This window comes from Acetobacter tropicalis, assembly GCF_030644465.1.
In the GTDB taxonomy this organism is placed as follows: Bacteria; Pseudomonadota; Alphaproteobacteria; order Acetobacterales; family Acetobacteraceae; genus Acetobacter; species Acetobacter tropicalis.
In genome coordinates this window covers 408,438-421,823 of record NZ_JAUYUW010000001.1, presented here as the reverse complement: position 1 = coordinate 421,823, position 13,386 = coordinate 408,438, and the positions used below count along the sequence as shown (strand labels likewise).

Below are 13,386 nucleotides of genomic sequence, written 5' to 3'. Positions count from 1 at the left end.
TGTGATCTCACTCTTGTTACGCGGGTTTTCGCAACGGTTCCATGCGTAAATGGCCGGAGCGGGGCAAAAGCTGCGGGTGTATCACCGTGCCTGCGCGTGGCCATGGCGGGAACATGGCGGCTCCGGCACGGGAAGAGCGGACATGAAGAGCTTATGGCAGCGGTTGAAAGAGAAACGCGAGGCAAAACAGGAAGCCCGCTACACCAAGCTGGATGAACTTCCTCCGTCAGCAGGGGGAGGGCAGAAGGGTGAAAAGAAAATTCATTTCACAACCAAGGAGGCCGTCAAGCGCTTCCGGGCGCATGCGCTGGTTGAAGAAAAAAGCCACCGTGATGTGGTGCGCGTCGGGCTGCGGGATAGTGTCTGGACAGACCTCTACCATCACGCGCTGACTGCAAGCTGGGCTGCTTTTACCTACACCGCTGTTATTTCCTATTTTTTGATCAATCTGTTTTTTGCCGTGTTGTACTGGTTTGCGCCAGAACAGGTGACAGGGGACGGACAGCACACCCTGCTTTCCCTGTTTTTCTTTAGTGTGCAGACCCTCTCCACCGTGGGGTATGGGGGCATGGCCCCCGTTGGTTTGTATGCTGATACAGTTGTCTCGTTTGAAGTGCTGGTGGGCATGATGATCAACGCGCTGGCAACCGGGGTTGTCTTTGCCCGTTTTGCTCGGCCGCGTGCGCGTATCATGTTTAGCAACACCGCTGTTATCAGTAATGAAAACGGTGTTCCCGCTCTGTGTATCCGGATTGCCAATTTGCGGATTAGCGTGATTTTGTCCGTAGATGTTGAAATTGCGCTCTCACGTCTGGTTGTGAGCGAAAATGGTCACCTGGTGCGGCGGTTTGATCAACTGCTTCTGGTGCAGTCACACGTACCCGTTTTACGGTTTGCCTTTGTGATGGCGCATGTGATCGGGCCAGAAAGTCCGTTGCATGGCAAGACAGTTGCGGAACTTGAGCACGAAGAAGCTGAAATTGTGGTGACAGTAACCGGAACGGATGAGGCTCTCGGGCAGACCGTCTTCGCCCGGACGGCCTACCGCTTTGACCGCGTGCGCCATAACCATCGGTTTGTGGATATTGTTGCATCGCGCCCGGATGGTCGCATTGCTGTGGATTACACGCGTTTTCACGATATTGAAGAGCACTGATGTGTGACGATTTATCAAAGATCTAGGGTGATAAAGGGCCGTTTTCGTTTCTGTATCTCTTTACTGAGTATTGACAGTATTCTTCAAGAGAGGGAGGCATAATGCGGCAGGCCTCCCTCTTTTTGCCACTTAGGCCTCTTTGAAGAGGCTCATTTCGGCCATTTGAAGGCTTGCTGAAAGATATAAAACAGAGCACGCGAATGTAAGGCGCCCGCCCTTTTACGGCATGGCTTTGCTGTACAGCATCATTTTCTTAAATTGAGGTGCGTAGAATCCTGATGCCTAGGGTATTTTCTGGGCAGAAGGAACATGAAAGCGTCTTGTGGTGTCAAGAAAAACGGCATTTTGAGCTAGTTCCTTGCGCATGACTTCCAGGCTACTGACGGCGCGGGTCAGTTCAAGGTGCGTTGAAAGATTTTTTTCTTTCAGTGTCGCGGCCAGAAGTTTTTCCAGAGCATCAGAGGCCGTTTGCGCAGGCGCGAGGGAATACCCACGTAGATGCGCAATGGCGTGCAGAACAGCACGCAAAGGCTGTGCCAGTTCTGGCGGTAAATCCTTGTAAGCCAGCACATGATGCAGCCGCAGGACCAGTAAACCGACAGACATGAGCCCCATGGCCCCCGCCAGATAGGCTTCCGTTACGGCATCCGGTTTTGAGCCAGCATGACGGATGATCTGCGCCAGTCTGCCACCAGAGCGTGCAATCCAGTCAGATGTAGAAAAAGCCGTTTCAGAGGTAGCAAGAGCACGGAGATCCCTCACCAGTTTGCGGCGGATACGCCACCGCTCAGCCGCAGCATCAAAGGGAAGCACCAGCCGGAACGCCCACACGCCCAGCCCAATGCCAAACACCACGGCAGGCGTTGTGTTGAACCACATGATCTCATCCATGCGGGTGTGATTTGCCGGGCCAACCATAAACGGCAGAAAATTGTTATAGGCGGCAGCCGTGCCCGTAGCGTTTGGCGCACGGAGGGCTAACCCGCCAACCAGCATGGGAAAAAACAGAGACGCCAGCAATGTTTCATTACTGGCCTGTTCTGGCAAAATCCAGAAGACCAGAAAGAAGGATACAAAAGCAGCCCATACGGCCCCTTTCAGAAAGCCGCTGGACGCCTGAACCGGGTTTTCAAAAGAGGAAAAACGGGTGCTGGTAACAGCCACAAACATGGCAACGGTCGAACCCTCAGGCCATGCTGTTATCTCCCATAACAGGCCGCCTATACAGATGGCGGCTGCGGAGCGCAGGCCGTTGTTCAGGGCGAGTGTGAAATCCTTTTCTGGGTGACGGTCAAAACGGAAGTGATCTTTGGAAACGGGCGTTTGCGTGGCAATAAAATGCGCAAGCGCAATATCCAGTTCCAAAAGCAGTTTGGCCAATGCGGCTTCCAGAATACGGCTTTCCAGCAAGTCCCGCATGGCCTGTGTCGGATGGTCTGACTGAATCCTGAGCTGTTCAAACGCGATCAGATCATCAACGGACCGTTGCAGGCAATCTGTGCGGTAGCGGGTAAATTCCTGCCGGATGGCGATAGCGGCCCCAACAGGGTTATCACTCTTGATCTGGTTTGGAACCTGACTGAGTAACAGAGACAGTTTGCGAAGCAGGGTTTGGAAAGTGTCAGGAAGCGGGGCTGCGGCCTGCATATGAATGTGTAGTGTAAGGCCGCGGGAGAGAAACGTGGAAATGGCCCCAAGTGCGGCACGCGCGTGATCTCCTGCGTGAGAATGCGGCCCCATTTCGATATCACTGAACTCGGTTTGATCCGCCAGTGATGGTATGCTCCCCATAAGGGCCTGTGAGCGAAACAGTCCGTCCTGCTGGCCCAGCAGAAGGTCTGTCATACTACGGCAGGCCCCGCACAACGCATCCTGAAGCCGCGTGCATATTTCCTGTTTGGCTACACGATCAAGCCGTGGCGCAAATAACAAGGCCAAAGCGCTCTCGCACAGAATACCCAGCGTAATATAGGTGGTGCGGGAGAGCGCGATCATGAACACATTGTCAGGCTGGTTGGCAGCGCTCAGCACAATAATGGTGCAGGTAAAGGCAATGAGAACCAACGCATAGGAGCGGAAGTTTCGTAAAAACGTGGCATAGGCGCAGCATAGCCCCGCCCCAAGGGCAAGGCTGGGAAACAGTAACCACGGGCTTTGAGGAAAAGCGGCCAGAAACGTAACGCCAGCAATAGCACCGATGCAGGTGCCGGTAAGACGCCACTTGGCTTTTGATAGACTTTGCCCGCGAGAGTTCTGCGCCACAATCCAAGCCGTCATTGGAGCCCATTGAGGGCTGTCCATTTCCATCCACAGGGCAATTGTCAATGCCAGTAATGCTGCGCATGTTGTTCTGACGGCAAAACCAAGATTGCTGGGAGAAGGCGCAACAAGCCATGCCAGAGGGGCTGTTTCTGGCAAACCTTTCAGGCCATCGGTTGCTTTGATGATCCATGTCCGCAAACGCAGGGGCAGGCGGTTAGAGAAAGAAAATGCGTACACGAACCAATCAGTCCTCCTTCCTGTTGTTATAACAGAAAAGTGAGTGCCCGGCGCATATTAAAATAGTTTTTCAAAAACGAGGGAATTTCAAAATAGGGGGCGGCAGATCTGAAAGGATATTTCACGTTTGCCAGTGTAAAAACAACGCGCCTGCAAAAATACGTTACGGGCGCAACTATTCAGGCGCGTTGTTCTGATAGACTTTCAAGTGCTGCTTCACACAGCACGGTAAGGCTTGGACGCATCAAGGAATACCGCGTTGGCATCCAGCTCATGTGAGACCACAATCAGATAGGCAATTGCGCGTGTCAGTTCGATACGGGTGGTGATGTTGGGTTCTACGGCTTCAATGCGTCGCAACGTTTGTGTGGCAATGCGGGCAGAGCGGGCAGTGCGGCCGTATTTACCGGTAAAACGGCTCATCCGCTGCATGACCAGTTCAATGGGGCGGCGGGCTGAGGGGGGTATCTGGTTGCGTTCCAGCAGAACGCGCAGGCGGATGATGTTCAGCCCGATGGTCATGGCGGCAAGTGTGCCTTGCAGGCAGCCTTCAATGGTGGGGCTGGGGGTAGGGCCTGCGTGGCGGATCAGCCGGGCAAAGCGGTCAATATTGCGGCCAATCCAGTCCCGTGTTTGCGGTATGGGCTCGGCGGAGGCCAACGTGCGAAGGTCTCGCAGCAGTGTGCGCCGCATGCGCCACCGTTCCGCACCGCTGTTAAAGGGCAGAATGGCACGGAACACGATAACCGCAAACGCCACCCCAAGCAGCACAGCGGCTGTGGAGTTGAACCATGCAACCTCATTCTGTCGGCCTTGGTTGAGAGGATGCACAAAGTTGGGCAGCAGAAGGGTGTAGGCGGCGGAATGCAGGGCGGTTGCCGCATTACGGGCAGCCAGTCCACCCGCAATCATGGGTAGGGCAAGAGTGGCCACCAGCATTTCATAATCTGCCTGAGTTGGCAGGATCCAGAATACCAGAAAGAAGGACACAAAAGCCGCCCATAGACCTCCAACCATGAACTGGGTGGTGGCAACAACCGGGTTTTCCCGCGTGGCGAACAGGCCGCACACAATGGCGACAAACGTGATAAAGCCCAGCCCCGCGGGCCACGCCGTGACCTCCCACACCAAGCCCGCAGCCGCAATGGCCACGGTGGCGCGGATACCATTATATGCAGCTTCACGTTTATCAACGTGAGATTGTAAACGAAAATGGAAGTGATCCCCCCGGATCACATGCTGGCTGGCATCATATTCCCGAATGGCCTGCTCCAGCTCGCCCAGAAGCTCATCCAGCGCATTGTGCAGGATACGGCCATCCAGCAGAACCTGAATGTTTTCAGCCGTGCGTTGCTCATACGGTGTGCTGATTTCAGCCGTCAGGGCATCGACAATCTGCTGCCGACATCCGGCGCGCAGAAGCTGAAGATCACGCAGCAGCGTCTGGACCGTCTCATCTGTTTCAAGTTGAGGGGCCAACCCCGTCAGAAAGGTGCTGACCCGCGTGGCTGTTTCCCGAAAGGCGGCCTGATCTGTATCCAGCCATTGCAGGCGTACGGCCATGCCCAGCCCGCGTGATAGCAGGACGGAAACGGCGGCCAGCGCGGCGCGGGCGTGATCTCCCTCATGCCCGTGCGGACCCATTTCCACTTCTGAAAATTCGATCTGGTCATTGATGGACAGCAGCGGGCCGAACATGGCGCGGGACTGCACCAAAGCTTCATCATCACCAGACAACAGGCTTGCGACAGAGTTCGAGACGTTCCCCAGCGCGGTGCGTAGCTTATCACGGATGTTTTTCCGGGCGGTGGCGGCCAGATTATGTGCGAACAACCCCGCCACAGCACTTTCACAGACAATGCCCAGCACAATGTATGTGGCGCGGGACATGGCCGTCATGAACACGTTGGCCGGGTTGGGGATGGCCCCAATGGCGATAATGGCGCAGGTATAACCGGCCAGAACCAGCGCGTAGGACCGGAAATTGCGCACAATGGTAGCCAGAGTGCAGCAGACACCTACCCAGATGGCCAGTGCCGGGAAGAAAAGCCACGCCTGCTGAATGAAGGCGGAAATCAGGGTAATGGACATCACCACCCCTATTGCCGTGCCCACCAGACGCCACCGTGCTTTGGAAAGACTTTCCCCGCGTGAACCCTGCGCCACAATCCAGACGGTCATGGCGGCCCATTGCGGGTCATCCAGTTCCATCCACAAAGCGATGACCAGAGCAATCAGCGCGGCTGCGGTGGTGCGCACAGCAAAGCCCACAGCGGAGAGGGATGGCGCGAACAGCCATTGCAGACGCCCTGCGCCCTGCTGCCCGGGCCGCCGGAGGGGGCGGAAATGGCGCAGGGGGCCAATGCGATCAAGAAGGAAGAGCGGAAGGCTTGGCAAAGCGGATACTTTACTGGCTACGGCTGGAAGGTGCGTGTCTGAGAAGGAAAGTAGCGCGATTCCCGAAAATTTCCTTGTAGTGTCAGATGCATATCAGCCAACCGGCTTCTTACGGTCTGCCGCAGGATGGTCTAGCTATCGCGTTTATAGCTCTCGCATATGTCTGCTATTTGGTCCATGATGAAATGCGCTGGTAGGTGCGGAAGCGTTCTACCGGGCAACGGGTGCAGAAATACAGACAAGCGGAGAAAGTCTAGATGTCCGATTTCCTTTCTAACCTGGTTGGCAAGGTGGAAAGCGCGCTGGGGGTGGATTTGCAGGGCGCACTGCAACAGCAGCTTCAAAAACTGCTCCAGCCGGAAAACCTTCAGGCTATTCTGGCACAGGCTGATCAGGCCGGGCTGGGTGACAAGGTGCGTTCCTGGATTGGGCATGGCGAAAACCTGCCAGCTACGACGGATGAAATCCGTGAAATTCTAGGTAGCTCTGTTGTGCATGATCTGGTAGCCCGTACTGGCCTGCCGGCTGATACCGTGCTGACCACGCTCTCGCACTATCTGCCGGAAGCCGTGGATAAAACCACACCCGCAGGTGAAGTTCCTGCCGAGGTGCCCCCCGCCAAGGAAGCCTGAAAAACATCTGCCGTCCGCTTTTAAAGCGATGGGCGGCAAGGACCGTTCTCAAGGCCTGAAAAGTACGGGTCTCTTGCGCTACGGCTTCCTGTCGATACGACCTTTCCAAGGAGGGATGGTTTCCTTCTTGCATGGGGTGAGGGAGCCGATAGGGCCTGTTTCTGTGCCGCGTATGAAAAAGCTGGGAGTTCTTCTCCTGAGAGGGGAGAGTGATGTCGGAGGACGTATCCTAAATGAGTAGGGACGGTCCGGTCGAATTCAGCAGGTGCGTTTGTCTTCATATTCCGTTATGATGATGAGATGAACCTAGGCGAGCGTATTACCCGAGTGGATAGCTGGCTGCTGGATGATGTGTGCCAGCCTCTGGCTGACCGTCTGCCCGAGCGGCTTCCTGCTCTTGAAGTGGGCATGAGCTTTCAGTTGGGCTCCCTCCTGTTTTCGGCTGTTTCCATTATCGCGGTTTTTGTTCTTGGCGGCATGATGGATTTCACCAACATGGCCTTCAATGTGCTGGTGTGGTGCCTGTGTGTAACGTTCTTCATCGGGCTGAGCCGCATGCGCGTGCTGGTCAAGCCGGGGCGGCCTAATCCTTTCCGTTACATGTTGCAGGGGGTGCGGCTGGTTTCCATTCCGTTCACCCTGTATGTGCTGTATCAGGCATCCACGACACCGCCGCCTTTTCGCATCGCCATGTGGTTCAATGCGCTCTCCAATCTTGTGTTCGTTGTGGGGCTGTATTTCATTTCCTGTCAGCCGCGACCGCCTAAGGCCCGCGCGCGGGAAGATATCTGGGCCAGAGCGCATCTGCGTGAGGTTGGCACGGGTTAGGGCGCAAAACACCGTTTTCATTCAAGGAAGGCCGCACAGAGGTGCGGCTTTTTTTGTGCCTGCTGACAGGCGCTTGATCAGGTGCGTCCAATGCCTGTGCGGTTTTCATGAAAATGAGGGGCTGAAACGATCTGCCATGTTAGGGAGGGCTTTTCGTGGCGGAATCCTTTGGGGTTTTTCGTCTCGATGGCCACCGTGCCAAGCTTTCACGTTCGCTTTCTTAGCCTCAAAAATTTCTTGCCAACCCACAATGCCTTCTGACGTTTTGGAAGATATCTAAGGCAGGATCGTAAGAGGCAAAGCGCGCGTCGGAGAGGTGGGGCGGCTCAATCTGCTGGCAGAAAGCGCACGTTGGCAACGGTGAGAAAGAAAACTGCTCTGACGCTGCTATGCCCTGCATAGAGATTTCCTCGTCCGTGTTCGGGAACAGCGTCTTGGGCTGCTTTTCCGGGATGAGAGTTAGGCAAAGAAAAAGCCGGGATACCATAATGGTCCCGGCTTTTTGGTCTGCTGCTAGGGCTGTTCCGCTGTGGTGGCGGCTCAGGGGTTGTCCTGATCGTGCTCGCCTTGGGCAATGCGGGCCTGTGCGGCCCCACGCCATGGGGCATCCTTGGGGGCGGCGTCCAGTGCTTTGCGGAAAAGGGCGAGAGCCTCTGGCGTTACGTGGCCGTTTGCGCGGGTAAGAGCTTCCCCGGTGCGGGCGGCAATTTCTGGGTCAAAGCTCAGATCAAGCGCATGCTGCCACGCCGCTGCGGCTTCTGCATAATGTTCGCGAGAGGCTTCAGCCTGCCCCAGAAGCAGGTAACCCTGCCGCAGATTGGGGTCGTCCGCTGGCAACTGTGCCAGTGTCTGCTTCAGTTTGTTCAGAATGGTGTCATTCTTGGTGTTCTGCTCATGCTGTGCCACCAGACGCGGGCCAAGAGGCTGGGCTGGTAGGGATGGCACACCGTTGGTCAGATAAAGCCCTACGGCCACCAGAGGAATAAGCCCGAGCGCGACCCAGACCAAAGTGGGAGAAATGGCGTCTGCTGCTTCTGCCGGTGCGGTATCCGCCACCAGAATGCGGCGCTGGATTTCCAGCTGCGCAATATCATGCTCGGCTGGGGCAATCAGACCGATTGCAAGATCACGGTCAATTTCAGAAAGCTGGGCTTCGTGCAGGGCGAGGGCCGCGCTGCGTTCATCCCGCACCTGCCGGGTGCGCCGCCACAGCGGTATGGCCGCCGGGGCCAGAGCCAGCAGGCTTAACAGGGCAATGGAGAGCCAGATCATGTGCTCAGTCCTTTGTCAGCTTGGCCAGACGGGCCTTTTCTTCGTCTGAAAGCGGGGGCGGAGCCGCAGGGGCAGCGGCACGGCGGCGATAGGCAAAGAATGCCAGTGTCAGGCCAAGCAGCAGGGCCAGAACCGGCATGCTCCATAACAGCAGAGTGCCAACAGAAAGCGGCGGGCTGAGGCGGATGAAGTTGCCGTAGCGGTCCACCATCCAGTCCATGATCTGCTTGTTGGTTTCGCCCTTGGCCACATGTTCACGCACCACGCGGCGGAGGTCCCGCGCCAGTCCTGCACTGCTGTCTTCAATCGATTCATTCTGACAGACAAGGCACCGCAACTGGGAGCCAATGGCTTCCGCGCGGGATTCCTGTTTGGGGTCTGGCAGCATTTCGGATGGATCATCCACCGCCATCACCAGAGCCGGGGCCAGCAGCACACTCAGGCCGATCAGAAACGCCGGGACAAGGCGGCGCAGGGAGGTCAGGCGCAGGCGGCTCATGCTGTTTTCAGCTTTTCAAGCAGAGGGGCAAGTGTGTTGCGGATGGTATCAACATCCAGTGGAGAGGCCGTGTGCCAGCGGATAATGCCGCCGGGGCCAATCAGGAAGGTTTCAGGCACGCCCGAAATACCCCATTCGATCCCCACGCGACCTTCATGATCGCTACCCAGACGGGTGAAGGGGTTACCGGAATGTTTCAGGAAGTTGGCGGCGTTTTCAGGCCGGTCCTTGTAGGCAATGCCCCAGAGGGTCACATCGTCTTTCAGGCTCATCAGTGTAGGCATTTCAGCCAGACACGGAATGCACCAGGAGGCAAAGAAGTTCACCAGAACCGGCTTGGTCAGGCTGCGCAGATCCTGTGCGCTAAAGCCCTGGCCGGGCGGTTGGTCGGGCAGGGTGAAGTCTGGTACCGGGCGGTTGAGCACCGGCGCATTGATGTCATGCGGATTGAAGGATCCGTGCTGCATGCCTGCCAGCATTTTCCAGAACCCCACACCCAGCACGGCAGCCCCGGCCAGAGGCAGGCCCATCATCAGCCGTCGGCGGGTGAGGTTCTCGTTTTGAGGGGAGGTGCTCATGCTGCTGTTACCGTTTCTGCGGAAAGTTTGGCACGGCGGGGCGCGCCCACGCGCATGCGGCGGTCAGACAGGGAAAGCGCACCGCCAATGGCCATGACCAATGCCCCCAGCCACATCCATGGCGCCAGCGGATTGTAATGCAGCCGCAACACGTATGTGGGGGCGGCATCCGTGCCGTGCTTATCACCTAACACACCATACAGATCGGCCAGCAGATTGGTGTGGATGGACACTTCCGTGGTGGTCTGGTTCTGGCTGTTGAAGCTGCGTTTTGACGGATGCATCACGGTCACAAGTTTGCCGTGGTGGCGGATTTCAATGGTGGCAACAAGGGCGGAATAGTTGGGGCCGGGCTCCTGCGTTACGTTGGTCAGGGTCCAGTCATAGCCCGCAAGATGCTCGGTGGTGCCCACTGGCACTTCCACAATTTTATGCTGGGCCTGAGACATGGCTGCCAGCCCCAGCACGGTAATGCCCACACCGGCATGAGCAAGAGCCGTACCAAAAATGGAGCGGGGCAGCATGCGGGCGCGTTGCAGGCTGCCAGCCAGCGGCATACGGAACAGCCGCACGCGCTCTGTAATATCTGTAATGCTGGTGGCAATGATCCATACCGCGACACCACAGGAGAGCACAGGCAGCAGACCGGACACACCAAACGCAGCCACCAGAAACGCAATGGCGGTGACAATGGCGGCCAGCCAGAGCCGCTGAAGCACCGGCCATAACTGCGCGCGCTTCCATGGCAGCATGGGGCCAAAGCCCATGAAGATGAACAGGGGCAGCGCCAACGGAATGGTGGTGGCATCAAAGAACGGTTTGCCAACAGAAATGGTGCGGTCAAACAGCAGGGACATGAAGGGCGGATACATGGTGCCGGTGACAACCACTGCGCAGATGGAGCACAGCAGGATGTTGTTCAGCACCAGTGCACCTTCACGCGAGACCGGGGCGAACAGGCCACCCGCCGTCAGCGATGGTGCTCGATAGGCGAACAGCGCCAGAGAGCCGCCGATGACCAGTGCCAGAAGCCCCAGAATGAAGATGCCGCGGGCCGGATCGTTAGCGAAGGCATGCACGGAATTCAGAATGCCCGAGCGCACAAGGAAGGTGCCGGACAGAGAGAATGAGAACGTGGCGATGGCCAGCAGAACGGTCCAGATTTTCAGTCCCTCACGCTTTTCCACCACAATGGCGGAGTGAATCAGCGCGGTGCCGGTCAGCCAGGGAATGAGGGATGCGTTTTCCACCGGGTCCCAGAACCAGTAGCCACCCCAGCCAAGCACATAATAGGACCACCAAGAGCCAAGGGCGATCCCGCATGTCAGGAAGCACCATGCCGCCACGGCCCATGGGCGCACCCAACGGCCCCATGCGGCATCCACCCGGCCTTCCATCAGCGCGGCGATGGCGAACGCGAAAGGCACCGCAAACCCCACGTAGCCCGTGTAGAGAATGGGCGGGTGGAAGGCGAGGCCGGGGTCCTGCAACAGGGGGTTCATGCCCTGCCCATCCATGGGGGCAGGCCACACGCGGGCAAATGGGTCTGATGTGGTCAGGCAGAACAGTTCAAACCCGGCGGCGACGGCACCCAGAACGGCAATGACGCGCGCCCGCAGGGCAGAGGGAAGGTTCCGCCCGAAGGCCGCAACCGCAGCGCCACAAATGCCTAGAATAAGTGCCCAGAGGAGCACTGAGCCTTCATGGTTGCCCCATACACCCGTGATTTTATACAGAAGCGGTTTGGTGACAGCGCTGTTTGCCGCCACGTTCTGTACGGAAAAATCATCCGTAACAGCAGCGTTCACAAGACACAGGAAGGACACCACAAGGGCAAAAAGCTGACCAAGGGCAAGCCCCGGTGCCAGCATCATCACACGTCTATCCCGCCGATGTGCGCCAATCAGAGGCAGGATGCCCTGTGCAGCAGCAAAAATACAGGCAAGTGCCAGGGCATAATGTCCGAGTTCGGGGCTCAGCATATCAGGGGGGTGACTCCCGGTGTTCTGGGTAACGGTATGAAAAGAAGGGCTTATTTGGTGGAGGGCGCTGCGGGGTCTTTGGGGGAAAGATCTTTTTTCGCGTCCTGCACGGTCATGCTGTTCCAGCTTGCGGCACTGGGCGGCGGCCCGAAGCGGGGGTCCCATTTGCCTGACTTCTTGAGGGCTTCGGCTACTTCCTTGGGCATGTAGGTCTCATCATGCTTGGCGAGAACCTCGCTGGCCACAAAGCCCTCCTTCTGCATGGTGCCCACGGCCACAACACTCTGCCCCTCCCGGAACAGATCAGGCAGAATGCCTTCATACCGCACGGTTACGGCGGCTTGCCCATCGGTCACATCAAAACGGGCAACGGGTGTTTCACCGTGCTTTTCACGTTTGACAGAGCCAGCCACCACCATGCCGCCCAGCCGCACGGTGCGGTCAGCCGGTGGCGGTTTGGTTGCAACCTGGGAGGGCGTGACAAAAAACACGATATCGGAGGAAAACGCCCGGAGCATCAGGGCCGCGGCGGCTCCAAGGCAGGCAACGCAGGCAATGATAAGCCAGAGGCGGCGGGTCTTGCGGGTCATGGAGTGAGGGGGGCTCCTGAAGGCCGGGAGGAAGTGCGTTCAAGCGTGGCAAGCCGGGCACGGGCTTTTTTGAGGCGCAGGGCCGCACCAACGGACAGCACAAGCGCCATGCCAGCAAACAGCCCGTAGCTGGCAAGAATATAAGGAAGGTGTGTCATGCAGCGCCTCCACGGCGGCGGGGGCTGGAGAGCAGGCTGCGGATACGGTTTTCCATGACTGCTGCTCGCAGACGCGCCACCACGATGGCAGCAAACCCAAGAGAAATGCCGATCATGGAAAGAGCCAGCGGCCACAGCATGCTGCTGGACATGGTGGGGGCACCTGTCAGCGTGATGCTGTCTGGCTGGTGCAGAGTGTTCCACCACTGCACACTGAACTTGATGATGGGCAGATCAACCGCGCCAGCCAAAGCCAGAATGGCGGCGGCCCGGTAGCCACGCTGCGGATCATCAAATGCGCGGATCAGGGCAATATGGCCCAGATACAGGAAAAACAGCACCAGCACGGAGGTCAGCCGGGCATCCCACACCCACCAGGTGCCCCACATGGGTTTACCCCACAGGGAGCCCGTGGCCAGACAGAGTGCGGTAATGCACGCGCCTACCGGCCCGATCTCCACGGCTGCGAGGTCTGCCAGCGGATGCCGCCAGACAAGGGAGAGCAGGCCGCACACTGCCAGCGCCGCATAGCCGCTGGATGCCAGAATGGCGGCGGGCACATGCACATACATGATGCGCACGGAATCGCCCTGCTGCCAGTCAGCCGGGGAATAGAACAGTCCCCACCCAAGCCCTGCGAGGGTGAAGAGCAGCGCGGTCCATGTCAGCCAGGGCTGGATGCGTGCGCCCAGCTTCAGAAACCGGCCGGGATTGGCATACCGGTGAAAGAAACTACCAGTACGCGCGACAAGGGTCGGTGAGGCGCTCAAATGTCAGTCCGTTTCGTGTGTCACA

Annotated in this window: 12 protein-coding genes; 3 read left to right on the top strand and 9 right to left on the bottom strand. The window is 57.7% G+C overall.

The window, feature by feature from the left end; translation table 11 throughout:
• Positions 1-142 precede the first annotated feature (142 nt).
• Entirely contained in the window at positions 143-1,156 is a 1,014-nt protein-coding gene (locus QWU00_RS01900) for an ion channel (protein WP_035377604.1), read from the top strand.
• 282 nt (positions 1,157-1,438) lie between these two features.
• Here the strand turns inward: QWU00_RS01900 and QWU00_RS01895 are convergent, their stop codons facing one another.
• Positions 1,439-3,616 carry an FUSC family protein gene (locus QWU00_RS01895; RefSeq protein ID WP_262411410.1) on the bottom strand — a complete coding sequence of 726 codons (2,178 nt, stop codon included), beginning with the start codon at positions 3,614-3,616 and terminating at the stop codon, positions 1,439-1,441.
• Between the two features lie 255 nt (positions 3,617-3,871).
• Positions 3,872-6,052, bottom strand: a complete 2,181-nt coding sequence (locus QWU00_RS01890; protein ID WP_035377607.1) for an FUSC family protein — start codon at positions 6,050-6,052, stop codon at positions 3,872-3,874.
• A 257-nt stretch (positions 6,053-6,309) separates the two neighbouring features.
• Between QWU00_RS01890 and QWU00_RS01885 the strand changes: the two genes are divergently transcribed.
• A complete protein-coding gene (locus QWU00_RS01885; RefSeq protein WP_035377610.1) occupies positions 6,310-6,684 on the top strand; it encodes a YidB family protein in 375 nt (124 codons plus the stop codon).
• A gap of 300 nt (positions 6,685-6,984) precedes the next feature.
• Positions 6,985-7,512, top strand: a complete 528-nt coding sequence (locus QWU00_RS01880) for a hypothetical protein (RefSeq protein ID WP_035377612.1) — start codon at positions 6,985-6,987, stop codon at positions 7,510-7,512.
• 540 nt (positions 7,513-8,052) lie between these two features.
• Here QWU00_RS01880 and ccmI read toward each other — a convergent pair.
• The 7 genes from ccmI to QWU00_RS01845 are packed head-to-tail and all read right to left on the bottom strand — an operon-like array spanning position 8,053 to position 13,361.
• Entirely contained in the window at positions 8,053-8,784 is a 732-nt protein-coding gene (gene ccmI, locus QWU00_RS01875; protein WP_035377616.1) for a c-type cytochrome biogenesis protein CcmI, read from the bottom strand.
• Positions 8,785-8,788: 4 nt separating this feature from the next.
• Positions 8,789-9,283: a cytochrome c-type biogenesis protein gene (locus QWU00_RS01870; protein ID WP_035377618.1), complete on the bottom strand. Its 495-nt coding sequence runs from the start codon at positions 9,281-9,283 to the stop codon at positions 8,789-8,791.
• Positions 9,280-9,861, bottom strand: a complete 582-nt coding sequence (locus QWU00_RS01865) for a DsbE family thiol:disulfide interchange protein (RefSeq protein WP_035377620.1) — start codon at positions 9,859-9,861, stop codon at positions 9,280-9,282. The genes QWU00_RS01870 and QWU00_RS01865 overlap by 4 nt, the downstream gene beginning before the upstream one ends.
• Complete coding sequence (locus QWU00_RS01860) at positions 9,858-11,843, bottom strand: heme lyase CcmF/NrfE family subunit (RefSeq protein ID WP_035377622.1); 1,986 nt, start codon at positions 11,841-11,843, stop codon at positions 9,858-9,860. The genes QWU00_RS01865 and QWU00_RS01860 overlap by 4 nt, the downstream gene beginning before the upstream one ends.
• A gap of 50 nt (positions 11,844-11,893) precedes the next feature.
• Positions 11,894-12,433 (bottom strand): cytochrome c maturation protein CcmE, encoded by a 540-nt coding sequence (ccmE, locus tag QWU00_RS01855; protein ID WP_035377624.1) that lies wholly within the window; start codon positions 12,431-12,433, stop codon positions 11,894-11,896.
• The gene (locus QWU00_RS01850; protein WP_006557273.1) at positions 12,430-12,591 is read right to left on the bottom strand and encodes a heme exporter protein CcmD; all 162 of its coding nucleotides are present in this window, start codon (positions 12,589-12,591) and stop codon (positions 12,430-12,432) included. Before QWU00_RS01850 ends, ccmE begins: the two co-directional genes overlap by 4 nt.
• Positions 12,588-13,361, bottom strand: coding sequence for a heme ABC transporter permease (locus QWU00_RS01845; RefSeq protein WP_006557274.1), 774 nt, complete (start codon positions 13,359-13,361; stop codon positions 12,588-12,590). The genes QWU00_RS01850 and QWU00_RS01845 overlap by 4 nt, the downstream gene beginning before the upstream one ends.
• Positions 13,362-13,386: the final 25 nt, after the last annotated feature.